The 23,748-nt window shown below is 48.2% G+C and carries 25 protein-coding genes; 3 read left to right on the top strand and 22 right to left on the bottom strand.

Annotated features, from left to right (window positions below):
- Positions 1-64: 64 nt before the first annotated feature.
- The 9 genes from flgJ to flgB all read right to left on the bottom strand — a co-directional run bounded on the left by flgJ (position 65) and on the right by flgB (position 7,522).
- Positions 65-1,027 carry a flagellar assembly peptidoglycan hydrolase FlgJ gene (gene flgJ / locus QWJ20_RS12255; RefSeq protein WP_249681895.1) on the bottom strand — a complete coding sequence of 321 codons (963 nt, stop codon included), beginning with the start codon at positions 1,025-1,027 and terminating at the stop codon, positions 65-67.
- A complete protein-coding gene (locus QWJ20_RS12260) occupies positions 1,027-2,136 on the bottom strand; it encodes a flagellar basal body P-ring protein FlgI (RefSeq protein WP_039485727.1) in 1,110 nt (369 codons plus the stop codon). Before QWJ20_RS12260 ends, flgJ begins: the two co-directional genes overlap by 1 nt.
- 16 nt (positions 2,137-2,152) lie before the next feature.
- Complete coding sequence (gene flgH, locus QWJ20_RS12265) at positions 2,153-2,866, bottom strand: flagellar basal body L-ring protein FlgH (RefSeq protein ID WP_014915904.1); 714 nt, start codon at positions 2,864-2,866, stop codon at positions 2,153-2,155.
- Between the two features lie 180 nt (positions 2,867-3,046).
- Complete coding sequence (gene flgG, locus QWJ20_RS12270) at positions 3,047-3,829, bottom strand: flagellar basal-body rod protein FlgG (protein WP_011093286.1); 783 nt, start codon at positions 3,827-3,829, stop codon at positions 3,047-3,049.
- Between the two features lie 27 nt (positions 3,830-3,856).
- A complete protein-coding gene (locus QWJ20_RS12275) occupies positions 3,857-4,612 on the bottom strand; it encodes a flagellar basal body rod protein FlgF (RefSeq protein WP_433992643.1) in 756 nt (251 codons plus the stop codon).
- A 21-nt stretch (positions 4,613-4,633) separates the two neighbouring features.
- Complete coding sequence (gene flgE / locus QWJ20_RS12280) at positions 4,634-5,899, bottom strand: flagellar hook protein FlgE (protein WP_433992644.1); 1,266 nt, start codon at positions 5,897-5,899, stop codon at positions 4,634-4,636.
- A gap of 74 nt (positions 5,900-5,973) precedes the next feature.
- On the bottom strand, positions 5,974-6,657 hold the full coding sequence (gene flgD, locus QWJ20_RS12285; protein WP_010279557.1) for a flagellar hook assembly protein FlgD: 684 nt from the start codon (positions 6,655-6,657) through the stop codon (positions 5,974-5,976).
- 15 nt (positions 6,658-6,672) lie between these two features.
- Positions 6,673-7,077 carry a flagellar basal body rod protein FlgC gene (gene flgC, locus QWJ20_RS12290; RefSeq protein ID WP_010279553.1) on the bottom strand — a complete coding sequence of 135 codons (405 nt, stop codon included), beginning with the start codon at positions 7,075-7,077 and terminating at the stop codon, positions 6,673-6,675.
- A gap of 28 nt (positions 7,078-7,105) precedes the next feature.
- Positions 7,106-7,522 carry a flagellar basal body rod protein FlgB gene (gene flgB, locus QWJ20_RS12295; protein WP_205556442.1) on the bottom strand — a complete coding sequence of 139 codons (417 nt, stop codon included), beginning with the start codon at positions 7,520-7,522 and terminating at the stop codon, positions 7,106-7,108.
- Positions 7,523-7,687: 165 nt separating this feature from the next.
- On the opposite strand from flgB, the gene flgA reads away from it, so the two are divergent.
- The 3 genes from flgA to QWJ20_RS12310 all read left to right on the top strand — a co-directional run bounded on the left by flgA (position 7,688) and on the right by QWJ20_RS12310 (position 9,237).
- Positions 7,688-8,356, top strand: coding sequence for a flagellar basal body P-ring formation chaperone FlgA (gene flgA / locus QWJ20_RS12300; protein ID WP_205556441.1), 669 nt, complete (start codon positions 7,688-7,690; stop codon positions 8,354-8,356).
- Positions 8,357-8,497: 141 nt separating this feature from the next.
- Positions 8,498-8,794: a flagellar biosynthesis anti-sigma factor FlgM gene (gene flgM / locus QWJ20_RS12305; RefSeq protein ID WP_010279542.1), complete on the top strand. Its 297-nt coding sequence runs from the start codon at positions 8,498-8,500 to the stop codon at positions 8,792-8,794.
- Between the two features lie 5 nt (positions 8,795-8,799).
- The gene (locus QWJ20_RS12310) at positions 8,800-9,237 is read left to right on the top strand and encodes a flagella synthesis protein FlgN (RefSeq protein ID WP_205556440.1); all 438 of its coding nucleotides are present in this window, start codon (positions 8,800-8,802) and stop codon (positions 9,235-9,237) included.
- Positions 9,238-9,292: 55 nt separating this feature from the next.
- Here the strand turns inward: QWJ20_RS12310 and QWJ20_RS12315 are convergent, their stop codons facing one another.
- The 13 genes from QWJ20_RS12315 to flhC form a co-directional block, all read right to left on the bottom strand.
- Complete coding sequence (locus QWJ20_RS12315; protein ID WP_433992668.1) at positions 9,293-9,700, bottom strand: flagellar protein FlhE; 408 nt, start codon at positions 9,698-9,700, stop codon at positions 9,293-9,295.
- Between the two features lie 8 nt (positions 9,701-9,708).
- Positions 9,709-11,793, bottom strand: coding sequence for a flagellar biosynthesis protein FlhA (gene flhA, locus QWJ20_RS12320; RefSeq protein WP_205556438.1), 2,085 nt, complete (start codon positions 11,791-11,793; stop codon positions 9,709-9,711).
- Positions 11,786-12,937: a flagellar biosynthesis protein FlhB gene (flhB, locus tag QWJ20_RS12325; protein WP_433992645.1), complete on the bottom strand. Its 1,152-nt coding sequence runs from the start codon at positions 12,935-12,937 to the stop codon at positions 11,786-11,788. The genes flhA and flhB overlap by 8 nt, the downstream gene beginning before the upstream one ends.
- 242 nt (positions 12,938-13,179) lie before the next feature.
- Positions 13,180-13,824, bottom strand: a complete 645-nt coding sequence (cheZ, locus tag QWJ20_RS12330; protein WP_010279523.1) for a protein phosphatase CheZ — start codon at positions 13,822-13,824, stop codon at positions 13,180-13,182.
- 9 nt (positions 13,825-13,833) lie between these two features.
- Positions 13,834-14,223: a chemotaxis response regulator CheY gene (gene cheY, locus QWJ20_RS12335; protein WP_039485752.1), complete on the bottom strand. Its 390-nt coding sequence runs from the start codon at positions 14,221-14,223 to the stop codon at positions 13,834-13,836.
- Positions 14,224-14,261: 38 nt separating this feature from the next.
- Entirely contained in the window at positions 14,262-15,314 is a 1,053-nt protein-coding gene (locus tag QWJ20_RS12340; protein WP_095699943.1) for a protein-glutamate methylesterase/protein-glutamine glutaminase, read from the bottom strand.
- Entirely contained in the window at positions 15,314-16,186 is an 873-nt protein-coding gene (cheR, locus tag QWJ20_RS12345; RefSeq protein WP_039485757.1) for a protein-glutamate O-methyltransferase CheR, read from the bottom strand. Before cheR ends, QWJ20_RS12340 begins: the two co-directional genes overlap by 1 nt.
- Positions 16,187-16,703: 517 nt before the next feature.
- The gene (locus QWJ20_RS12350; RefSeq protein WP_433992646.1) at positions 16,704-18,389 is read right to left on the bottom strand and encodes a methyl-accepting chemotaxis protein; all 1,686 of its coding nucleotides are present in this window, start codon (positions 18,387-18,389) and stop codon (positions 16,704-16,706) included.
- A gap of 135 nt (positions 18,390-18,524) precedes the next feature.
- Positions 18,525-19,022 (bottom strand): chemotaxis protein CheW, encoded by a 498-nt coding sequence (gene cheW, locus QWJ20_RS12355; protein ID WP_039359892.1) that lies wholly within the window; start codon positions 19,020-19,022, stop codon positions 18,525-18,527.
- Between the two features lie 31 nt (positions 19,023-19,053).
- Complete coding sequence (cheA, locus tag QWJ20_RS12360) at positions 19,054-21,054, bottom strand: chemotaxis protein CheA (protein ID WP_433992647.1); 2,001 nt, start codon at positions 21,052-21,054, stop codon at positions 19,054-19,056.
- A 39-nt stretch (positions 21,055-21,093) separates the two neighbouring features.
- On the bottom strand, positions 21,094-22,149 hold the full coding sequence (gene motB, locus QWJ20_RS12365) for a flagellar motor protein MotB (protein ID WP_039485767.1): 1,056 nt from the start codon (positions 22,147-22,149) through the stop codon (positions 21,094-21,096).
- Positions 22,146-23,033: a flagellar motor stator protein MotA gene (motA, locus tag QWJ20_RS12370; protein ID WP_039485770.1), complete on the bottom strand. Its 888-nt coding sequence runs from the start codon at positions 23,031-23,033 to the stop codon at positions 22,146-22,148. Before motA ends, motB begins: the two co-directional genes overlap by 4 nt.
- Before the next feature lie 134 nt (positions 23,034-23,167).
- Positions 23,168-23,746, bottom strand: a complete 579-nt coding sequence (flhC, locus tag QWJ20_RS12375) for a flagellar transcriptional regulator FlhC (RefSeq protein ID WP_005970730.1) — start codon at positions 23,744-23,746, stop codon at positions 23,168-23,170.
- Positions 23,747-23,748: the final 2 nt, after the last annotated feature.

Consider the following 23,748-nt stretch of genomic DNA (forward strand, 5'->3'; position numbering starts at 1 on the left):
AGCAAATACGCTACATAAGTTAATTACTTTATCGGTCAGGAAGCGCAAATCTTGAATAAAAAAATTAAAATAGCCGACTCAAATCGTGAGTGTAAGCTTTCGCCACTTTCTCGCCAGAACTCTTCATTTGCTGGATCATGCTAACCAGTTTTTGGGCATATTGTGGGTCCGTTGCATAACCCGCCTTTTGTAACGCATGAGCCGCTTGCTCAGCCGTTCCGGCGTTCATCACTGCAGAATAGCGTGGGTTATTGGTCAACAATTTCACATAGTCACCAATAGCTTCAATATAGGAATCGTACACTCGGAAGCTGGCTTTTACTTTTTTGGCTACGCCTTGCTCATACTCTGTCGTCGTTATTTCTGTTGTCGGCCCATTCCAGCTACTGCCTGCTTTGATACCGAACAGATTATGACTTGGTCGCCCGTCCTCGGTAGGGATTTCGCGTTGCCCCCAGCCAGATTCAAGCGCAGCCTGGGCGATGATAAGGTGATGAGGTATACCGCTATGTTGGCTGGCAATCTGAGCAGGTAAGGAAATCTGAGACACAAAATTACTATTGGATAGCGGTAACGCTGAACCCGTAGTGGGCAATTTGGGCAGCGCTTTACGTACCATCTGTTCCACGGCCGCGATTGGCATGCTTTTAAGCACATCACCATCAAATGTTAATGGAACAGATGGAACAGCAGCTTTAGCTGCCGTGGCCTCTGGGGATTGTCGGGTCAATTGCTCAACCATAACATCCGCGAGCCCAAGCCCCTTGCCCTTAGTCGAGATCTCTTGAGCAATTTGCTGGTCATACATTGAGGTATACAGACGCGTCTGATCGCTGTTGAAAAGCCCATCCTGCGGAATCGCAGAACGCATGCTTTTCATCATCAATTGTACAAACACGCCTTCCATTTGTTGCGCAACCGCCCTGATACCCTCTTTGCTTTGAGGATTGCCTGAAACTTCACGCTTCAGCGTATTCAGGGACTGCGCATCATAAGCCGCGTTATTCAGCGTCTGCATATCACTCATCAGATAATTTCCAGTTTGGCACGCAAGCAGCCGGCACTTTGCATCGCCTGCAGAATAGACATCAGCTCCATCGGCGTTGCACCCAAGGAATTCAGTGCACGCACGACGTTGTTGAGGTTGGCGCTGGAATTGACACGCTGTAAAGCCCCACCCGCTTGCTGAACCGAAATCTCTGTTTGCGGCGTAACCACCGTCTGACCACCGCCAAATGGGGTATTAGGTTGGCTAACGTTGGCCTGCTGATTGATCGTCACAGAGAGGTTACCCTGAGCGATAGCACAGCTATCCAGCGTGACATCGCGGTTCATCACGACGGATCCGGTACGAGAATTAATAATCACCTTGGCATCCTGAATACCGACGTTGATTTCAATATTCTGGACATCGGCCAAAAAGCGAACCTGAGAACTGTTGCCATGCGGAGCAAGTACCTGAATAGTACGAGAATCCAGCGGAGTTGCTGTACCACCGTATCCAGAACGATTAATTGCATCGCTGACTTTCTGCGCCATCGAGAAGTCGTCGTTCTTCAGTTGCAGCATTATCGTATTTGATGTGCCAAACGTGCTTGGCAACTCCCTCTCGATGACGGCACCATTGCTGATTCGACCGCCAGCAAGTTGGTTAACCTGAACACTGCTTCCACCGGCAGAAGCACCAGCACCGCCAACCAAAACATTCCCCTGAGCGAGGGCATATACCTGGTTATCGACCCCTTTCAATGGGGTCATCAGCAACGTCCCGCCACGCAAGCTCTTCGCGTTACCGAGTGAAGACACCACGATATCAATATTTTGGCCTGTTCTGCCAAAAGGCGGAAGTTCCGCCGTTACCATCACCGCCGCCACATTCTTCAACTGCATGTTGGTACCGGCAGGAACAGTAATCCCTAACTGGGAAAGCATGTTAGTTAAGCTTTGCGTGGTAAACGGCGTCTGCATGGTCTGGTCACCAGAGCCGTCCAGACCAACAACTAAACCGTAACCAATTAACGCATTACCGCGTACGCCCTGGATATTCACCAGATCGCGAATTCTCTCTGCCGACGCAGGGGCAATATTCAGCGTCAGTAACGTCAGCAGTACAGTGAAAAATGATGCAATCCGCATGGCAGGCCTCTTAAGCTTAGAACGGAGAAACATTGAGGAAGAACCGCTGTAACCAGCCCATGTTTTGCGCTTCGTTAATATAGCCATTACCGACATATTCAATGCGCGCATCCGCAACCTGGGTTGATGGCACCGAGTTGTTACCACTAATGGTTCTCGGATTAACTACCCCAGAGAAACGGATAAACTCTGTTCCCTGATTAATTGCAATTTGTTTTTCGCCAACGACCTGCAGATTGCCATTAGCTAATACTTGACCAACCGTGACCGTAATCGTGCCACTGAAGGTGTTGTTCGCATTCGCACCGCCCTGCCCAGTGAAGTCATTCGTTCCTGTTGCATTCAGAGACGCACGATTATTACCCAACGGCCCGTCAAGATAACGCGGTACCACCGTTGCACCGAACGTTGACGAACCATTACGAGCAGCATTGGCTGACGAGCTTTTACTGGCGCTCACATTTTCCTGCAACACGATCGTCAATGTGTCGCCAATATTACGTGGGCGACGATCTTCAAACATTGGCTGATAGCCATAATTCATCGGCTGCACGGTTTGGAAGATAGAACCATTAGGACCCGCTAATACAGGCGATCCAGGCTGAGCAGTCGTAGGCCCAGTGACAACTTTATCATGCGGAATATAGGCGCAACCGTTAAGTGCTAACATCGCGATCAATGCCAACAGACGGTGTCGGCGGAGTGGTTTGATAACCGACTTTGCATTCATTATCACTGCGGATATCGCCTTAAATTAATCTATTTCACATATTCACGGGGTAAATCAAAACCATATTGGCCCACTCATCGGGTGCCTATGGTCATCATTACCCCGTTAAACACTGTCTGCATTGCTACTATCAGGCAACCAGAGCACCCGCTCTCGCTCCTGAAATTAGCGGGTCACCCATTACAGCTGAGTCAATTTCTGCAACATTTGGTCAGAAGAAGAAATTGCTTTACTGTTGATCTCATAGGCACGCTGAGTCTGAATCATCGATACCAATTCCTCTGCCACATTGACGTTGGAGGTTTCGACATATTTCTGATACAGCAGGCCCGCGCCATTCAAACCTGGGTTTGTTTCATTCGGCGCACCTGAACTCGCGGTTTCCAGATACAGGTTCTCACCCATGCTCTCAAGGCCGCTATCATTAATAAAGGTCGTCAGTGTCAGCTGGCCAATCTGGTTTGTTGCCGCCTGTCCCTGCACTTTAACGCTGACAATACCGTCACGACCAATATTCAGTTCGGTCGCATTCGCCGGAACAGTAATCGCGGGCTGAACCTGATAACCGCTAGACGTCACTAACTGACCGTTACCATCAAGCTGGAAGGCGCCGTCACGCGTATAAGCCGTTGTCCCATCAGGCAGCTGAACCTGAAAGAATCCCTGACCTTTAATCGCAACGTCTTTAGAGTTACCCGTTTCGGAAAAGGTCCCTTGAGTATGAATACGCTCTGTTGATACCGGACGAACACCTGTACCCAGCTGCAAGCCGGACGGTAGCATGGTTTGCTCTGAAGATTGAGCACCAGGCTGACGAATTGTTTGATACATCAAGTCTTCAAATACCGCACGCTGACGCTTGAAACCATTGGTGCTGACGTTTGCCAAGTTATTGGAAATAACGTCCATATTGGTTTGCTGAGCATTCAAACCGGTTTTTGCAATCCACAAAGAACGGATCATTTATTCACTCCTGTGCGCACTCGGCGCTTAACCCATTGCTAATATCTGATTAGCGCGTTGTGCATTATCGTCGACGCTGCTAATGATTTTCATCTGCATTTCAAAGCGACGAGCATTGGCAATCATATCGACCATAGTATCGACCGTGTTCACATTACTGCCCTCGATCACACCTGGCATAATACGCACGGAAGGATCGTTTTGCAGAACATTACCACGTTGTTGCTGAGCCTGCTGCGTCAAGCGGAATAATCCGTCATCAGACCGCTCAACTTCTTGTCCGGTAGCCTTAACAAGCTTCAAACGCCCCAACTGGGCAATCGTATTCGGCGGATCCCCAGCGTTAAGTGCAGAAATTGTACCATCAGCAGAAATGCTGATCTGAGCCTGCGGAGGAATGTCAATCGGTCCACCGTCGCCCATCACAACACGCCCCTGAATAGTCAACTGCCCATCAGCGTTGATCTCCATATTACCATTACGGGTGTACGCTTCACCGCCATCAGCCGTTTGCACTGCCAGCCAACTCTCTTTCGGTAAAGCGACATCCATTGCACGGCCAGTATAATTCATCACGCCTTCAGTCATATCAGCGCCAGGCGTTGAAGCGACAACCAGCGTTCGGGTGGGCAGTGTCAACCCATTTACCGGTACAGCACGCAGTGCAGAAAGCTGTGCCCGGAAACCCGGCGTTGAGGCGTTAGCCAAGTTGTTCGCAGTAATTGCCTGCTTTTCCAATGACTGACTCGCGCCACCCATTGCCGTATAAATCGCGTGATCCATGCAATGTCCCCGTTAGGATAATTAACGCAGGCTAACCAGCGTTTGCAGAATGGAATCCTGCGTTTTGATGGTTTGCGCATTCGACTGATAGTTACGCTGCGCAACAATCATGTTGACCAACTCTTTACTCAGGTCAACGTTTGAACTTTCGGTAGACTTGCCGATCAGTTTACCCAGACTTCCGGTACCTGCCAGACCAACAACAGCCTGACCAGAGCTCGCAGTTTCAGACCAGGCGTTATCCCCTTCTGGTGATAAACCTTCTGGGTTAGCAAAGCTAGCCAGCAGGATCTGACCCAGCGCCTGCTTCTGACCGTTGCTGTAGCTGCCTTCGATCGTGCCGTCGTCATTGATAGCAAAACCGGTCAGCGATCCCGGGCCGAAACCGTTCTGGGTTGGGCTCTTGTAGCTATACTCTGTGTTTTGCTGCACGCTACCAGTGAAGTCGAGGCTATATGTCCCCGTTGCTGCACCATTGGTGCCTACAAGGTTTATTGTGAATCCAGGAACTGTTGTCGTAGTCGGCGTCGTTGCAGGAGGAACCGGGGGTGTTGTTACGGTCTGAGACAACAAAGCACCATTCGCCCCAAAATTCATCGTCCCAGCATTTTGATACGAGGCTGGAGTGACAGGAGTGATTGAGTCATCCTTAGCATACGTCTGCCACGTATTATCCGCTGTTTTAACAAAATACAGCGTAAAGTTATGCACGTTACCCTGACTGTCATAGGTTGTTAGTGCGGTCTTACTATTATAAGTGCCTTCTGCGCCAGGATTGGTAGCCCAGGCCGTTGTTGGAACAGCATCTGAAGATTTCAGGTTAGCTTTAATCGATGCGGTGGTTGTTGCGTTCGCCAGCATGTCCCCATCAGGAACAGTCAACGGGACTGGGTCGGCACCCGTTTGAATGACTGGTGGTGTACCTGCAACCGGGTAACCCGTCAGTTGCATACCTTGCGCGTTGACGATATTACGACCGTTCAGCATGAACTGACCATTACGGCTGTAATAAGTCGAACCGTTGGTGTCCTGCAGACGGTAAAAACCACCGCCGCTAATCGCAATATCCAGGTCTCGTGAGGACGAAGTTACCGTACCATTACCAAAATCCTGCAATACCGATGCAACCTTCACACCCATACCGACTTTAGAACCCGCAAACATATCCGCAAATGTGACGGTCCCGGATTTAAAACCCACTGTCGCTGAGTTAGCGATGTTATTACCAATAACATCCAGGTTATTAGATGCCGCGTTTAAACCACTGACCGCCTGAGAAAAACCCATGTCGCTCTCCAGAGAATTGATTAAGTCATATTCCAGATAGTGAATTTCACTGGAATAACATGAAATTTACACCGTTACAGAATCTGCCGGACATCGTCCATGGTAGCTCTGCCGCGCAGCCCTAAATCCAGTAATGCACCGTTCTCGCCGCGAACGACACTATTTACAACCGCATAGCTCAGTGGCTGAACAACTTGCTGTGCGCCACCAGTACTGGCAGCAACAGTGAAGGTATAAGCCCCATCAGGCGCAACCGTGCCATCAGAAAGTTTACTATCCCAGTTGAATGAGTGAACCCCAGCAGAAAGCGTGCCCAGTTCGATCGTACGAACAGCTTTACCTGTCGCATCATTAACGGTGACGGTAACAACCTCTGCTGCTTTTTCCAGTTCCACGCCAAAGGGGGTACTGGTTTCTTTACCAACAAGAATGTCTTTTCCAGGGATCATGACACTGTGACCAATCAGCGTTGTTGCCTGCATGGATTGGTTGTTATTGATCTGACCAGAGATGGAACCCAATGTGGTATTCAACTTTTCAATACCGCTGACCGTATTAAGCTGAGCAAGTTGGCTGACCAACTGATCGTTGCTCATCGGGTTCGTCGGATCCTGATTCTTCAACTGCGCAACCAGAAGGGTCAGAAACTGATTCTGTAGATCAGCGCTGCTGTTCTTCTCTACCGCCGTTGTCGACGAAGTACTCGACGTGCTCTGTGTTCTCGTTGCCGAGGACGTATCATTAATTGTTACAGACACTATTTCGTCTCCCGATTATTGCCCGATCGTTAACGTCTTCAGCATCATCGATTTTGTTGTATTCAACACTTCGACGTTTGCCTGATAACTGCGCGATGCAGAAATGGTGTTTACCATCTCAGCCACTGGGTCAACATTCGGCATGCGAACGTATCCCTGCCCATCAGCTAGCGGATTGCCCGGTTCGTAAACCAGACGAGCAGGTGATGGATCTTCAATAACATTGGAAACGCGTACGCCCCCCGTAGACTGCCCCGGAGCGGCATTCACTTCGAATACCACCTGCTTGGCGCGATAAGGCTCGCCATCAGGGCCCGTTACGCTGTCTGCGTTAGCCAAGTTACTGGCGCTCACATTCAGACGCTGAGATTGCGCAGAAAGCGCTGAGCCTGAAATTTCGAATATATTTAATAACGACATGAATCTTTACCTTCCTATCGCGCTACGATCATGAACCTGACTGCAGGACCGTCATCATGCCTTTAATCTGTCCACCCAGAACGGTCAGGCTGGATTGATATTTCAGGCTATTATCGGCAAAATTAGTGCGTTCGCGGTCCATATCGACCGTATTGCCATCCAACGCAGGTTGATCGGGTACGCGATAGAGCAAATCAAGTTCCGGCGGCTGAAAATTCTGTGCCGGTATATGCCGTACAGATGTGGTCTTCAGCGCGATACCCGTACCGTTCACCCGCCCTTGCTCCATCGTTTTACTGAGCTGGCTGGCAAAATCGATATCCCTGGCCTGATAGCCTGGCGTATCCGCATTGGCAATATTCGCGGCCAGAATTTCCTGCCGCTGGGCACGCAAGTTCAACGCTTCCTGCTGAAACCGCAACGAGGCGTCTAATTTATCAAGCATGCTCCCTCCGCAAGTTAGAATTTGGAGTGAGTAGGATAATTCTCATGATGGCTATGCCATCGAACGAATAGACACCAAATGCAGCGCTATTTATTGCCTTAACCTCACGCTGACATCGTTACACTTAATGCCCGATATAATCAGGATCAGGAGAGCCGAGCAGGAATGAAAACAATACATTATTACCTCTATCTGGCGGCGTCCTGTTTTTTCACCCTTTGTGCCCCTGTCAATGCGAACGACCTTCCTGCACAGATCAATCAATTTTTTGCCTCACGCTTTCAGGGAAGCACGAATACCGTAAACGTTGTGGTAAAATCGCCAGAGTCGCAATGGCCACAGTGCGAAGCGCCCCAAATCACGCTGCCCGGAAATACGAAAATGTGGGGTAATGTGAGCCTGTCCATACGTTGCGGGCAACAGCGTCGCTTCATTCAAACCGAAGTTCAGGTAACAGGGAATTATGTCACCAGTGCTCGACCTATAAATCGTGGAACCACGCTGACGGAAAAAGACATTCGTTTGACAAAAGGCAGGCTCGATTTATTACCGTTGCGCCCTATACTGACGTTACCTAGCGCACAGGGCGCAGTCCTTTTGCGCGATCTCACACCTGGTCAGGTTATTACCGCCTCCATGATCAGGCGTGCCTGGGTCGTAAAGGCAGGTCAGTCAGTGCAGATTATCGCCCAAGGGGAAGGCTTCACAATTAATGGCGAAGGAAAAGCCATGAACAACGCGGCAGCCGGGCAAGCGGTTAGAGTCAGAACGGCAAATGGACAAATAGTCAGCGGAATCACAAACGAAGATGGGATTATTCTGATCTCACAGTAATTAATTAAAGATTTGCTCACGTTTGCCGATGATAGTTACAGAGTCATTACTGATGACGTTTTAAAATTGAACACCAATGTGATGATAATTCTGTAACACATTGATGATTAACCATTTATCCTCAAATCAGAGGGATGTATTATGAGTATTGATCGCACCCAGTCACTGAAGCCGGTCAGTCAAGTTCAGCAACGCGAATCTGGCGATGTCGCTAAAGCTAAACGTAAACAAGCTGAAGCTCAGTCTGAAGTTAGCGCAACACAGGTAAAACTGAGCGACGCGCAAGCAAAATTGATGCAACCGGGTACGCAGGACATAGACATGAATCGCGTTGAAACCTTAAAGCAGGCAATTCGTGATGGCTCACTTAAAATTGATGCCGGAAAAATCGCGGATGCGTTGCTTAAAGAGACGCAGGATTTTTTAGCAGGTAATTAATATTTATGGAAAATCTACAATCGATTTTGGATCAACTGCTGAGCAACCTACGTGAGCTCGATGTTGTTATGTCCGAAGAGCAAACACTGCTTTGCGCTGGCCATATTAATAGCATCGCACTACAACAGGTAACAGAGAATAAAACGTCTTTGCTGGCGACGATGCAGCATTTGGAAACGCAGCGCCATAAAACTGAATCGACTCTTAAGTTGCAAGCGCCTTATGACGGTATTGAAAAGCTAGCGACTTACTGGCAGCAAGTGCAAGAGTTAACCAGACGTTTGAATGATCAGAATCAGCACAATGGCCTTCTGCTTAGCCGGCATATTGCCTACACGAATGAAGCCATCAATATATTGAAGCCCCGCCATGGCCAAGGATTGTATGGTCCAGATGGTCAGTCGAAAGGCGTGACAGTTGGCGGTAGGAAAATTGCATTCTAAAAGTCTCTGCGCTTTGGGCAGAGACTTTTTATTATCTAAACAACCACTTAGAAAACTACTTATAGTTTACTGCAATATCGATTGTACGCACGCTGAACGAATGATTAATACGTCCACTCCCTTCAATGTAGTAGACAAAACGAAACTCATTATTAGCCGCTAATCCGTCAAATGCTCGAGTTTGCCCGTCACCACTTCCGTCTAAGTCAACACAGCGCTGCGGCGATTGTGAACACAGTTTCACAACAAGCCCTACTGGTATCGCGGAATCAATTACGTGCCGCCAATATATTGTCGTAATCGTTTCATCTGGATTAACGGCTATATTAGGAGCAAAAGCTGACGTCGTAACCATTTCACCACGATGATCAAGTTTTATTCCCGGCATGCTTCCGTTCCAACTACCTGGCGTCGCGATGGCACAGAGCGGGAATGCCAGCACGACTGCAGCCAGAGAATGCATCATATTCCTCACTTCTGAGCTTCCCCTATCACTGATGTCATGCGAATCTGGCGATGATCGCTGATTTCTAAATTAGACAGTACGGCCATGTTTGGCAGACTACGATGTAGGAATCGGGCAAGCAAAGCGCGCAAAGCATGGTTCACAAGCAGCACCGGCGGAGCACCCAACATTTCCTGTCGCTGTAGTGCTTGTTTCGCCTGTTCAAGCAGACGATCGGCAAGTCCCGGTTCTAGGCCACCGCCGCCTTGAAGCGCCTGTAACAGAAGGCGCTCCAACGACCCTTCCAGACCGATAACCTGAAGTTCGCTGTCTCCTGGGAACCACTGCTGGGTAATCGCACGTCCCAGAGCAACCCTAACCACTGTGGTGAGTTCATAAGGATCTGGCTGCACTGGCGCATGTTCAGCCAATGTCTCCATGATGGTACGCATATCCCTAATCGAAACTCTCTCACTAAGTAGATTTTGCAAAACCTTATGCAAGGTCGTTAACGTCACTACGCCCGGAATGAAATCTTCTGTCAGCTTTGGCATTTCCTGCGCAACGCGGTCCATCAGTTGCTGAGCTTCCTGTCGTCCAAACAGTTCACTGGCGTGTAATGCAATTAAGTGATTCAGGTGCGTTGCCACCACGGTACTTGCCTCTACGACCGTGAACCCTTGAGCTTGGGCCTGATCTTTCAGGGCATTATCAATCCAGACCGCTGGTAACCCAAACGCAGGATCCTGCGTGATATCGCCAGATAAAGAACCAACCGCATTGCCCGGATTGATCGCCATCCAACGACCGGGATGAGCCTCACCGCTACCCACCTCGACACCTTTCATCAGTATGCGATAGCTGGCAGGCTGAAGTTCCAAATTATCCCGGATATGAACCACCGGCGGTAAATATCCCATTTCCTGAGCAAACTTCTTCCTGATACTACGAATCCTGCCCAGCAGCTCGCCATCTTGCTGCGCATCAACCATTGGGATTAATCGATAACCAACTTCCATACCCAGCGGGTCTTCAAGCTGTACGTCAGACCAACTGGCTTCAATAACCTGATGCTTCTCCATTGATGCTGCTATAGGTTGCATCACGGGTTCTTTCTGCTGTTCTCCACGCATCCACCAAGCAAGTCCTAACAACGATGCGGTAAATAACAGAAAGACAAAGTTGGGCATTCCAGGAACCATCCCAATAAGCCCAATAACCGCCGCACTCAGCACCATCACTCGTGGGTTATTGAATAGCTGGGTGACCATCTGCTGGCCAACGTCCTGATCGGTACTCACGCGAGTAACAATTACACCCGCGGCGGTAGAGATAATCAGAGCAGGAATCTGGGCAACCAAGCCATCACCGATGGTAAGCAGCGTATAGCTTTCTGCGGCCTGCCCTACCGGCATGTTGTGCTGTACAACACCGACGATCAATCCACCAACAATGTTGATGACCATGATAATCAGTCCCGCGACAGCGTCACCGCGCACAAACTTACTGGCACCGTCCATTGAGCCGTAGAAATCTGACTCCTGAGTGACTTCAGCCCGGCGCTTTTTCGCTTCTTCTTCACCAATGATCCCAGCATTAAGATCGGCGTCGATCGCCATCTGTTTACCTGGCATACCATCCAACACAAAGCGGGCACCGACTTCAGCGATACGTCCGGCACCTTTGGTGATAACCATGAAGTTGATTAAGACAAGGATGATAAAGACCACGATACCAATGGCAAAATTTCCGCCTACCAGAAAGTGACCAAATGCTTCAACAACTTTACCTGCGGCAGCCGTCCCTGTATGTCCTTCCAGCAAAATGATACGGGTAGAAGCGACGTTGAGCGAAAGACGCAATAAGGTAGAAAACAGCAAAATCGTAGGGAACGCAGCAAACTCCAGCGTCCGCTGCGTAAACATCGCAACCAGCAATACCATGATGGACAGTGCAATGTTAAAGGTAAATAACAGATCCAGAATGAATGGCGGCAGCGGCAATACCATCATGGAAAGTATCAGCAGGATCAGTATTGGTCCGGCTAATATTTGCCATTGGGTACCTTTCATATTACTCGGTAAACGAAGCAAAGAGGCCAAATTAGCCATCAGTAGTATTCTCTTTAGCAAAATCCAGTGCATCCGGCACTGGTAGATGTTTCGGTTTTCTAGGAATTAATCCACCTTCCCGCTTCCAGCGTTTCAGTTGATAAACCCAGGCTAAGACTTCTGCAACGGCGGCATACAGCGCGGCTGGAATATGCTGCCCGACCTCTGAATGACGAAATAGCGCTCGCGCCAATGGTGGTGCTTCTAAAATAGGAACGCGATGTTCGGTCCCCAACTCACGAATACGTAACGCGATCTCACCAGCCCCTTTAGCCAACACTCTCGGTGCATTCATTTTTTTCTCATCATAGCGTAATGCTACCGCATAATGCGTCGGGTTAGTGACTATCACATCGGCTTTAGGGACATCAGCCATCATTCTACGCTGAGCAATTGCTCTCTGCTGCTGACGAATACGGCCTTTAACATGAGGGTCACCTTCGTTCTGTTTATGCTCATCACGAATTTCCTGCTTACTCATTCGTAACTTTTTGATGTGGCTCCACACTTGCCAGAACACATCAAAAGCGACCATGGGAATGAGCCCCATAATAATAAGGAAACCACACATCACGGCCAGTTCCAGCGCATCCCCCATCGCCGCAATCGGCGCTTCGGATACCAGATGCAATATCTTCGGCCAGTTATGAATCAAGAACAAGGTACTAATGATCCCGACCATGACTGATTTCAATATTGCCTTGAAGAGCTCAGCCAGTGATTGAGCGGAAAATAATCGTTTCAGCCCAGAAATAGGATCTAATTTTTTGAAGTCAACTTTTAATGACTTAGTACTAAAGAGTACCCCACCCAGCAGCATCGGCGCAGACAGCGCAACCAACACAGCCCCTAGCATGATTGGTATCAACGCCGATACTGCCTGACGCAGTAATGAGCCAGCATGCCGTAGCATTTGGGTGTCATCACCAATCGTTGCATAATCAAAATTTAACGACTGTGAGACAATTCTGGCCAATCGGCCAGCCATGGCTTCGCCTCCCATCCACAAAATAGCCAAACCTGCGACCATCATCAGAACAGAAGTCAGCTCTCGAGATCGCGGGATTTGCCCTTCTTCTCGTGCCTTTTCCTCTTTTTGGGGAGTGGGGGCTTCTGTTTTTTCTAGATCGCTATCTTCAGCCACGATGTGTTCCTGTTACGACTTTCAGGATAGGAATTTGCTGCCTAGCATGACAAATACGAGAAAGTTTTATGGCTGGAACAACGAGAAAAACCGACGCTTCTTTAACGAATAGTAAGGATGCACAGGCGGGAAAATCGAGTTTAGCTATTTATGGCCATAAATACTGGCCATAAATAACCGGGCGATGGTGTTCATCATTCTTTCAAAAAAGGGAATCGTTCCCTTTTTTGAAGCAAGATTCATTAGAACCCAAGGCTATCCAGAAGGTCATCAACCTGATCCTGATTGGCAACGATACCTGCTGCACCTTTATCCAACTGAGGTCCGTTCAGCAGACCATCATTTGCACGCTTAGGCGCGTCTGGTTTTTCTGGGATATTTTCCAGCAATACCATCAGCAGTTGTTTTTCAATCTCCTGGACAACATCCATCATACGCTTGATTACCTGACCAGTAAGGTCCTGGAAATCCTGCGCCATCATAATTTCCAACAGTTGGGCGTTGGTAAACGAGGTATGCTGTGGTACATCTTCAAGATAGCTACGCGTATCCGTCACTAATTCGCGCGCATCAGCCAGCTCGATTGGATTTTCAAACCATTCATCCCAACGAGTTTTCAGAGATTTGGCATCAGCTTCTAGTTGGTTTTGACGTGGCTGTGCAGCTTCTACGCAGTTCAGAGCACGCTCTGCCGCTTGCGCAGTCATCTGGACAACATAGTCAAGACGATCGCGGGCATCAGGAATTGCCTCTGCTGCTTCTGCTATCGCATTATCCAGACCCAGCTCTTTCAAACTGTCACGCAGCATACGAGTCAATTGGCCGATACGCGAAATGATCTCGGTTGCTGAAGCTGTGTCGTTCACGGACGGCATATGTGGCGTCATAAGATCCCCTTACATACCCAATTTTTCGAAAATCTTACTCAGTTTTTCTTCAAGGGTAGCTGCAGTAAATGGTTTAACTACATAGCCGCTAGCACCTGCTTGTGCCGCAGCGATAATGTTCTCTTTCTTAGCTTCTGCCGTTACCATCAGCACGGGAAGGCTGGAAAGCGCGCCGTCAGCACGAATAGTCTGTAATAGCTCCAGTCCATCCATGTTGGGCATATTCCAGTCAGAAATGACGAAATCAAAAGTACTGGAGCGAAGCTTGTTCAGTGCATCAGCACCATCCTCTGCCTCTTCTACGTTATTAAAGCCCAGTTCCTTCAGCAGGTTACGGACAATTCGGCGCATCGTCGAAAAATCATCCACTACCAAAAATCTGAGTTCTTTATCGGCCATACCTACTCCTAAAATATTTATTGCTCACCGAGAGCTGCTTATATACGTAATGCCTGTCCGGCAGAGATTTGTGCCAACATACGCTGGCTCACCTGGTGCAAATCCACCACTTCATCGACGCCACCCATCGCAATCGCTTCGCGTGGCATCCCGAAAACCACACAACTTGCTTCATTCTGGGCCAGAGTATAAGCACCAGCCTGATGGAGTTCCAACATGCCGGCCGCCCCATCATTCCCCATTCCAGTAAGGATTACCCCTACAGCATTTCGCCCGGCGTATTGCGCAACCGAACGGAATAACACATCAACTGATGGACGATGCCGATTGACGGGGGGCCCATCATTTAAACGTACTTGATAGTTTGCCCCACTACGCGCCAGTTCAAGATGGCGTGCTCCTGGAGCAATATAGGCGTGACCAGGAAGAACACGTTCACCATCCTCTGCTTCTTTCACCGTAATCTGGCATAACTTGTTCAAACGCTCGGCAAAAGACTTCGTAAAGCCCGGTGGCATATGCTGTGTGATCAGTAATGCAGGGCTTGTCGGCGGCAGGGGCTGTAATACATGCCGTATCGCTTCCGTTCCCCCTGTCGATGCACCAATCGCGATCAATTTCTCACTACTGAGCAACGGCATATGCTGAATAATTCTTGTCGGTTCTGCCGCTGCACTACGTTGCGGAAGTCGCGCCTTCGCTGCCATGCGAATTTTTTCCGCAATCAGTTCGCTGTATGCCAGCATTCCCTCACGGATACCTAACTGCGGTTTGGTGACAAAATCAATCGCACCAAGCTCCAGCGCGCGAAGCGTAATCTCTGAGCCTTTTCCCGTCAGTGACGACACCATGACAACAGGCATCGGGCGCAAGCGCATAAGCTTCTCAAGAAAATCCAGCCCGTCCATGCGAGGCATTTCAACATCCAGTGTTAATACCTGGGGATTGAATTTTTTAATCAAATCACGAGCAACTAATGGATCTGGCGCAGTTGCAACAACTTCCATATCAGGATGGCTATTGATTATTTCAGTCATGATCTGGCGCATTAGGGCAGAATCATCAACGCATAATACTCTTATCTTGCTCATTATCTTTCCTTAGCCAGCCCATATACAGTTTGCCCACGCAAATAGAATTCACGACTAATCTGGCTGAAATTCTCTGAATGCCCGGCAAATAACAATCCACCCGGTTTAAGCATCGGGACGAATCGACGAAGAATACGCTCTTGAGTTTCTTTATCGAAGTAAATCATTATATTACGACAAAAAATAGCATCGAATGGTGCAGGAACGGACCAATCGGGCGCAAGCAGATTGAGTTGTTGGAAATGCACCATTGATGCAAGCTCAGGGCGTACACGAACCAAACCACTATGTGGTCCGGTGCCGCGCAAAAAAAACCGCTGTAGTTGTTGTGGAGAAAGAGAGCGCAATTCTTCTTGCCGATAGATGCCAGCCGTTGCCTTTTCTAACACCTGAGTATCAATATCACTGGCCCATACCTGACACCCACTCGCCTTATTCCCTAAAACCTCAGCAAGTGTCATTGCCAATGAATAAGGTTCTTCTCCTGTAGAAGCCGCCGTACTCCAGATGGTGTAGCCATTTGGACGTTTTCTGACATGCTCGGCCAATATAGGAAAATGGTGGGCTTCACGGAAAAATGCCGTCAGGTTAGTGGTTAATGCATTAACAAAGGCTTGCCACTCGGCGCTGTTAAGATCTGACTCCAGTAATGCTAAATACTGGCCGAAATCATTGATTCCGAGCAAACGGAGACGTCTAACCAAACGGTTATAAACCATTTCACGTTTGTGGTCGGCAAGAACAATGCCGGCACGCTGGTATATTAGTTGACTGATTCGACGGAAATGGGTATCCGACAACGGCAACCTGTCAACCATCTGCGTCAGGATAGAGGCAGATTCAGGGCGATTTTGCGACGGTGTGCTTTTCATATCAAATCGCTCGAATAGTGTTTTTTGCTATGGTTTTTTTCAATCTGAACTTTCCTTTACAGCTAACGCAGGTTTTTATTGTCATTCGTCAATTACTCATCGCATTACGATTAAAACTGACACTGTATTGGTAATACACACTGCAAGTTCTGCAAACTGAACCGGTCAGCATGTTCGTTCTACCAAAGCCACATGCTGTCGGGTGGCGTTGTCCCTCTCATCACAGCTGTGCTACCTGCTTTATTCTTTGGCTTTAATACCAAAGCCAACCTCACCCCATCATATCCATAACATACGTTACAGATTGAACAATATCATGAATTACCCTGCTTCAAAGCACCAGGTGCTGTATCACTTACAACCCCCAAGAGTGCACTGATCGATTACTCGCATGTTCATTTTTTAAATTATGGCGAGTAAACCATCACCCAGCCACCTACATGTAAGCGGCTGGGGATTAGCTCAGTAACAATATCCCTACAGCTTGGGTTATTTATAGCTTATACGACGGTTTTGATCAGAACGTTTCCCAATTATCATTTGGTGAACCTTCTTTCGCTTTCTTACCACCATTCGCTGATGAAGCCAACAATGCAGGTTTTTGACCCGCTGTCGCCGGTGTCGTCCTTCTAAACGAACCGGTATCTTCAGACAGACGGAATACAGCAACCGCCTGATTCAGCACTTTCACTTGTTCTTCCAAAGCAACCGCTGCGGTCGCAGACTCTTCAACCAAGGAGGCGTTTTGCTGCGTCACACGATCCATCTCAGTAACAGCCTGACCAACCTGATCGATACCTTTGCTCTGCTCATCAGAAGCAGAGGCAATTTCGCCCATGATATCCGTTACACGAGTGACTGCACTGACGATTTCTCCCATCGTCTCGCCCGCACTTTCAACCAGTACAGAACCTTCATCAACTCGGCTTACAGAATCTTCAATCAAACTTTTAATTTCTTTCGCAGCTTGAGCACTACGCTGTGCCAAATTACGAACTTCACCAGCAACAACCGCAAACCCACGGCCTTGCTCGCCTGCTCTGGCTGCTTCAACCGCCGCATTCAATGCAAGAATGTTGGTTTGGAAAGCAATACCATCAATCACACTAGTAATATCGGCAATCTTTTGCGAACTTCCAGCAATATTGTGCATGGTTTTGACGACATTATCGACGACCTTGCCGCCCTTCTGCGCCGTCTCTGATGCACTCAGTGCCAACTGACTGGCCTGACGAGCATTTTCCGCATTCTGTTTAACTGTTGCGGTCAACTGTTCCATACTTGCTGCCGTTTCTTCTAGTGAAGCAGCCTGTTGCTCAGTACGCGAAGAAAGATCGTTATTTCCAGCACTAATTTCTGTAGCACCGGTATAAATGGCATCAGCACCTTGTCGAACCGCACTAACCGTTGAAACAAACTCACTTTGCATATGGCGGATACTGTCAGCCAGAATGCCCATTTCATTGCTGCTGTGAAAGTGAGTGGTTTTTGTCAGATCGCCTTTCGCAATATGACGAATGTGCTCAACAATACTATTTAGCGGCCTTATTAATAGCTGTTGAATACCAATCCAGGAAATCAGCGCTAACGCAAAAACCAACACGATAATGAAGCCAAGGATCCAGAGCGCCGAATCGTAAGCTGCATCATTTTTAGCTATACCAGCCTGATAAAGTTTATCGCTTTCAGCTTTATAGGCGTAATACGCTTTTTCAAAGTTGTCCTGAAAACTCTGTGTTGGCTGCTCAACAAACTTCTTAAATTCCCCTGCATTCAAAAACTGAATTAATTCAGTTAATGCGCCATTCAGAGCCACATAATTTTCTTTTACGCTCCGAGTAACATTTTCATCCTGATGCGCATCCTGCGGCACTTTCTCATAACGAGAGAAAAAATCGTTTGCGACAGACAGTTGCCTTTGAGCAGAGACCAGAAGCTCTTTACCGCCAGCACCGGCGCCCGTACCGCTTGCATCAAGTGCAAAACGCGTACCCGCACGGTTAAGTGTATTACGGGTCTGTAATAAATATGACCATGCTGAATCCAGTTCGGAACGCTTTTGGTTAATCACCTGCGTTGAACTGAAGATATCCTTATCATTTTTTAATGCACTAAAGAATAAACCACCAGAAATAAGCTGAAGTGCCCCAAACAACACGAGTACAAGCATCAAACCTGTAACAACTTTTATACGGTTAAACATATAACGCCTTTTGAGTAGACCAACCACCGATGATATCGGCACTATTCTGGATATCTTTACGAATTTCTGAACTGACAAGGATACAGCTAAGGAAGGTTTTCGGGGCCACTTTCGTAGCCCCTGAAGGCCGATGTATTAGGCTTTCAAAACGCTATCAACCAGCGCCATTTCTTCGCTGCTCAACAGTTTTTCGATATCAACCAAAATCAGCATTCTCTCGCCCAGAGAGCCTAAACCAGTCAGGTACTCTGTTGACAGTGTTACAGCAAACTCCGGCGCAGGACGAATTTGGTCTGTAGTCAATGACAACACATCAGACACGCCATCTACGACAATACCGACAACACGCTGGCCAAGGTTCAGAACAATAACAACCGTGTTGTCGTCGTATTCAACATCCTGCTTGGCAAATTTAATGCGCAAGTCAACGATCGGTACAATGACACCGCGTAGGTTGGTGACACCTTTAATGAAGGAAGGTGTGTTGGCAATACGCGTTACCTGGTCATAACCGCGAATTTCTTGTACTTTTAAAATATCAACGCCGTACTCTTCGTCACCCAGCGTAAAAATCAGGAATTCCTGTCCTACTGTTTCGCCAGTTAATTTCGTGACGCTTGCAAGTCCAGTCATGTTTTCCACCCTTTATTAACAATCTGTTTTATTAAGCAGCAGTTTCAACCGCACGCTTTTCACGATTAAGCGCTTGTAACGCTGAAACATCCACAATCAGCGCAACACTGCCATCACCAAGGATGGTAGCGGCTGAAACGCCTGGTACCTTGCGATAATTACTTTCCAGATTTTTGACGACGACCTGATGTTGACCAATCAACTGATCGACCAACAAGGCATAACGTCGACCCGCACTTTGCAGGATAACGACAATACCCTGAGTAGCATCCGTCTTAGCGCCATCCACATCAAAGATATGGAACAGTTCAACGAGAGGTAAATATTCACCACGAACCTGCAATACTCGCTCTCCGCCGGCTAACGGGTACAGGTCTTCGGACTGCGGCTGCAAGGATTCCATCACGGCGTTAAGCGGGAGAATAAAGACTTCTTTGTTAACTTTAACGGACATGCCATCGAGGATAGCAAGTGTTAATGGCAACAGGATTCTGATCGTCGTGCCTTTTCCAGCCTGGAAGTGGATTTCAACATGACCACCCATTTCCTGGATATTCCGCTTCACCACGTCCATGCCGACGCCACGACCAGAGACGTCCGTGACTTTCTCAGCGGTTGAGAAGCCTGGAGCAAAGATCAGCATGCCCACTTCTTCATCAGACATCGAGTCACTTACTGCTAGCCCTTGAGACAAGGCTTTAGCCAGAATTCTCTCGCGGTTGAGCCCAGCTCCATCGTCGATAACTTCAATACAGATGTTACCACCCTGATGTTCCGCAGAAAGCGTCAGGTTACCAACAGCAGCTTTACCTGCAGCAACGCGTTTATCTGGAGATTCGATACCGTGATCGAGGCTGTTACGCACCAAGTGTGTCAGAGGATCGATAATACGTTCGATCAAACTCTTATCCAGCTCAGTCGAGCTCCCCATCAGCGTTAGTTCGACCTGCTTATCCAATTTCGCAGCCAGATCACGAACCAATCGAGGGAAACGACTAAATACATATTCCATCGGCATCATACGGATGGACATAACCGATTCTTGCAGGTCGCGGGCGTTGCGTTCCAACTGACCCATACTATTGAGCAGGTCGCCGTGCGCCACAGGATCGAGTTCGCTTGAGCGTTGTGCCAGCATGGATTGCGTAATCACTAACTCACCGACGAGGTTGATAAGCTGGTCAACCTTCTCAACCGCTACACGAATACTGGTATCACCGGTTTTTGCTTTATTTTTTCCATTTTCCGGTGCAGCTTGCGGTTTTGCAGCAACTGGTGCAGACGGCGCAACTGGAGCAGCGACGGCGACAGGTGCTTCAACAACAGCCAATGTTTCTACGACTTCAGCGACGGCAGGTTTGCTGGCGACGGCAGACTTGAAGCTGATTTGCTCTGGCTCAAGAACAAAACACAGCACCGCACTAATATCGTCTTCACTTTCAGACGTCACTAATGTCACTTCTACGCTAGTGTCAGTCTGGTGCGGATCTTTAACCGTCCCCAGATTACCAAGCTCTTCCAGCATCTGAGGTATTTCCTGAGACTTCAGGCCGGTTAATGCGATACGCATTTCACCTTTACCATTAGATGCTGGGCTAGCAGAGTGCTGTGTTACAGCCGACGCATCAGATTGGGCTGCGTCACCATCGGCTTTAGACTCCAGAGCAAGCTGGCGCAAGGCCTGACAGATATACTCAAAGCTTTCAGCATTGGGTTCCTGTGCGGTTTTATAAGCGTCCAACTGATCCTGCATAATGTCTTTTGTTTCCAGAAACAGGTTGATGATATCAGTGCTAAGACGCATTTCGCCACGTCTTGCCCCATCGAGTAAGTTTTCTAACAGGTGCGTAGTTTCCTGCAATGCTTTAAAGCCGAATGTGCCAGCCCCTCCTTTTATGGAGTGCGCAGCACGGAAAATCGCATTCAATTGCTCGGTGTCGGGTTCTGACGGATCCAACAACAATAAGTGTTGTTCCATATCTGCCAGTAATTCATCTGCTTCATCAAAGAACGTTTGATAGAAAGCACTCATGTCCATGCTCACGTGGTCACCTCTGCTGTGAATCGCGGCTTATTGAGAAGGCGTCGCCTGGCTATCGGGCGCAGCAGGCAACGCGGTGGTTGGCTGTTGACGCTCTGGAGCAGGAACTCCATTAGTTGGTTGTGGCGATGCCCCACCACTTCCACTCGTATTGTTGTTATCACTATTTTCGGCAGCCGGAGTGGTAGGTTTAGGCTTATCCAACTCCATATTTTGTAAATTTTCCACCTTGTCTATATTTACAGCAGAGCTTTCTGCATTTTCTTCTTCAATATCCTTTTGAGCTTGTCTGCTCAATACCAGCAAACTGATACGTCGGTTAATCGCATCGCTTCCACCTGCCGCCTGTTTGAGGCTCATTGTCGCAGCCATGCCCACAACGCGCAAAACTTTTCCATCAGACAAGCCCCCAAAAATAAGCTCTCGGCGTGATGCATTGGCACGATCTGCGGACAATTCCCAGTTACTATAACCACGCTCCCCTGTCGTATACTGAACATCATCGGTATGACCGGAAATACTCAGCTTATTGGGGAAATCGTTCATGATAGGCGCTATCGCACGCAGGATATCTCGCATATAGGGCTCAACCTGCGCGCTCCCGGTTTTAAACATGGGGCGATTTTGACTATCGATGATTTGGATACGTAACCCTTCCTCAATCATTTCAATTAACAGATGTGGACGGAGTGCACGTAAGCGAGGATCGGCTTCAATTAACTGATCAAGGCGTTCACGTAATCTATTGAGTCGAACCTGATCCAGCTTCTTTTCTACGTTATCTGTCTTGATGGCCTTTTTCACTTCACCATCTTGCTGGGTGGGATCATTCCCCCCACCCGGAATCGGGCTGGAACTGTCGCTTGATTTAGAGCCAGAAGTTAATGCAACTTTTAGCGGGGTACGAAAATACTCTGCGATTTGGGCGAGCTGCATTGGCGTAGAAATCGCGATAAGCCACATTACAAGAAACAATGCCATCATTGCTGTCATAAAGTCAGCGTAGGCAATCTTCCAGGAGCCACCATGGTGGCCCCCATGTCCAGACTTACGCTTTTTGCGAATAATGGGATGCTGATGTTTCATGCGTTACTGTCCGACGCTTGCTGAGTCGGCGATTTCACACGACGAATGTGCTCTTCCAATTCGGTAAAGGAAGGACGCTCCGTTGAGTACAGCGTTTTACGACCGAATTCAACGGCAATTTGTGGAGCGTAGCCATTAAGGCTCGACAATAATGTGATTTTAATGCACTGCAGTACTTTGATTTTTTCTGCATTTTTCTGACGCAGTAACGCGGCTAATGGGGAGACAAAGCCGTAAGCAAGTAGAATACCCAGGAAGGTACCCACCATGGCGTGAGCGATCATCATACCCAACTCAGCAGCAGGCCGGTCAACATAGGCCAGTGAGTGAACAACCCCCATAACGGCAGCGACGATACCAAATGCAGGAAGACCGTCACCCATCATCGTCAAGCTGGACGCGGGTACTTCGCTTTCATGTTCAATTGTCTCGATCTCTTCATCCATCAGCGTTTCAATCTCAAACGCATTCATGTTACCGCTGACCATCAAACGCAAATAATCGGTAATAAACTCAACGACGGTATTGTCAGCAAGAATATTCGGATAGCTCGAGAAGATTTCACTCTCCCGAGGATTATCAATATCAAACTCCAGGGAAAGCATGCCTTGCTGGCGAGATTTGGCCATCACTCGAAAGAGTAAGGCCATGAGGTCCATATACAATGCTTTATTGTACTTGGAACTTTTGACCAAAAGAGGTAGTGCACGTAGTGTTGCTTTTATCGCCTTTCCATTGTTACCAACGATGAAAGCACCTACCGCCGCACCACCGATGATCAGCAGCTCCGAAGGTTGATAAAGCGCACCCAAGGCCCCACCGACCATGAGATAACCGCCGAGTATCGAGGCCACAATTACGATATAACCCAATATAACCAGCACAAGAAATCCTTATAATAAAAAAGGTGGGCGGAAAGAGAGATAAAACTGCGGAGCCGTAGCCAGGACGTTCTAGAGGAAGAAATCTATCACCGCCTTCACAACACACAGTGATAGATTCACAAATCGCTACAGGCTCAGACTGCGTGTTTTACCTGTTCATCCAGCAGTTGAGGTATTATATCGGCAAGATTTTGCGAAAGTTTACGCCTTTTTACCGCTCTGGAAGGGGGTTGGCACAAACTACAAACAAAACTGTTTTTAGGTTGATGAGCGTGGGTAATGAACATCCCTTTGCAGCAATTGCATGACGATAGTTGCAGCATACCGCTGTCAACAAACCGGACTAATGTCCAGGCACGCGTCAATGCCAACAGTGGAGAATCGCTCTGCGGCGCACACTGTTCCAGGTAAAGTCGATAAGATTTAATAACCGCTTCAACACCGCTGCACTGCCCATTCTTGATTAAAAAGCTGTAAGCGTTGTAGAACATTGATGAATGAATATTCTGTTCCCAGGTCATAAACCAATCCGTTGAAAAAGGTAGCATTCCCTTTGGCGGCGGACTTCCTCTAAGTTCTTTGTACAGTTTAATCAAACGTCCGCGACTTAACTGAGTTTCACTTTCCAGCATCTGTAAACGAGCACCGAGCGAAATGAGCTCCATCGCCAATTGGATGTCTTTCGCCTCCTGAACAATACTTTTCTCCGCCATTA

It is taken from the genome of Pectobacterium sp. S5, assembly GCF_051707265.1.
Classification (GTDB): Bacteria; Pseudomonadota; Gammaproteobacteria; order Enterobacterales; family Enterobacteriaceae; genus Pectobacterium; species Pectobacterium polare.

What these genes read in the sequence shown, in the direction of transcription:
- flgH (WP_014915904.1), bottom strand. Translation starts at nt 2,866, where the DNA reads ATGAATGCAAAGTCGGTTATCAAACCACTCCGCCGACACCGTCTGTTG.
- cheR (WP_039485757.1), bottom strand. Translation starts at nt 16,186, where the DNA reads ATGAAAAGCACACCGTCGCAAAATCGCCCTGAATCTGCCTCTATCCTG.
- cheW (WP_039359892.1), bottom strand. Translation starts at nt 19,022, where the DNA reads ATGACTGGACTTGCAAGCGTCACGAAATTAACTGGCGAAACAGTAGGA.
- QWJ20_RS12310 (WP_205556440.1), top strand. Translation starts at nt 8,800, where the DNA reads ATGGAAAATCTACAATCGATTTTGGATCAACTGCTGAGCAACCTACGT.
- flgJ (WP_249681895.1), bottom strand. Translation starts at nt 1,027, where the DNA reads ATGAGTGATATGCAGACGCTGAATAACGCGGCTTATGATGCGCAGTCC.
- QWJ20_RS12340 (WP_095699943.1), bottom strand. Translation starts at nt 15,314, where the DNA reads ATGAGCAAGATAAGAGTATTATGCGTTGATGATTCTGCCCTAATGCGC.
- flgE (WP_433992644.1), bottom strand. Translation starts at nt 5,899, where the DNA reads ATGGGTTTTTCTCAGGCGGTCAGTGGTTTAAACGCGGCATCTAATAAC.
- cheA (WP_433992647.1), bottom strand. Translation starts at nt 21,054, where the DNA reads ATGAGTGCTTTCTATCAAACGTTCTTTGATGAAGCAGATGAATTACTG.
- flgB (WP_205556442.1), bottom strand. Translation starts at nt 7,522, where the DNA reads ATGCTTGATAAATTAGACGCCTCGTTGCGGTTTCAGCAGGAAGCGTTG.
- QWJ20_RS12275 (WP_433992643.1), bottom strand. Translation starts at nt 4,612, where the DNA reads ATGGATCACGCGATTTATACGGCAATGGGTGGCGCGAGTCAGTCATTG.
- flgM (WP_010279542.1), top strand. Translation starts at nt 8,498, where the DNA reads ATGAGTATTGATCGCACCCAGTCACTGAAGCCGGTCAGTCAAGTTCAG.
- flgA (WP_205556441.1), top strand. Translation starts at nt 7,688, where the DNA reads ATGAAAACAATACATTATTACCTCTATCTGGCGGCGTCCTGTTTTTTC.
- flgC (WP_010279553.1), bottom strand. Translation starts at nt 7,077, where the DNA reads ATGTCGTTATTAAATATATTCGAAATTTCAGGCTCAGCGCTTTCTGCG.
- QWJ20_RS12350 (WP_433992646.1), bottom strand. Translation starts at nt 18,389, where the DNA reads ATGTTTAACCGTATAAAAGTTGTTACAGGTTTGATGCTTGTACTCGTG.
- cheZ (WP_010279523.1), bottom strand. Translation starts at nt 13,824, where the DNA reads ATGACGCCACATATGCCGTCCGTGAACGACACAGCTTCAGCAACCGAG.
- flhA (WP_205556438.1), bottom strand. Translation starts at nt 11,793, where the DNA reads ATGGCTAATTTGGCCTCTTTGCTTCGTTTACCGAGTAATATGAAAGGT.
- QWJ20_RS12315 (WP_433992668.1), bottom strand. Translation starts at nt 9,700, where the DNA reads ATGCATTCTCTGGCTGCAGTCGTGCTGGCATTCCCGCTCTGTGCCATC.
- flgG (WP_011093286.1), bottom strand. Translation starts at nt 3,829, where the DNA reads ATGATCCGTTCTTTGTGGATTGCAAAAACCGGTTTGAATGCTCAGCAA.
- cheY (WP_039485752.1), bottom strand. Translation starts at nt 14,223, where the DNA reads ATGGCCGATAAAGAACTCAGATTTTTGGTAGTGGATGATTTTTCGACG.
- flhC (WP_005970730.1), bottom strand. Translation starts at nt 23,746, where the DNA reads ATGGCGGAGAAAAGTATTGTTCAGGAGGCGAAAGACATCCAATTGGCG.
- QWJ20_RS12260 (WP_039485727.1), bottom strand. Translation starts at nt 2,136, where the DNA reads ATGCGGATTGCATCATTTTTCACTGTACTGCTGACGTTACTGACGCTG.
- motB (WP_039485767.1), bottom strand. Translation starts at nt 22,149, where the DNA reads ATGAAACATCAGCATCCCATTATTCGCAAAAAGCGTAAGTCTGGACAT.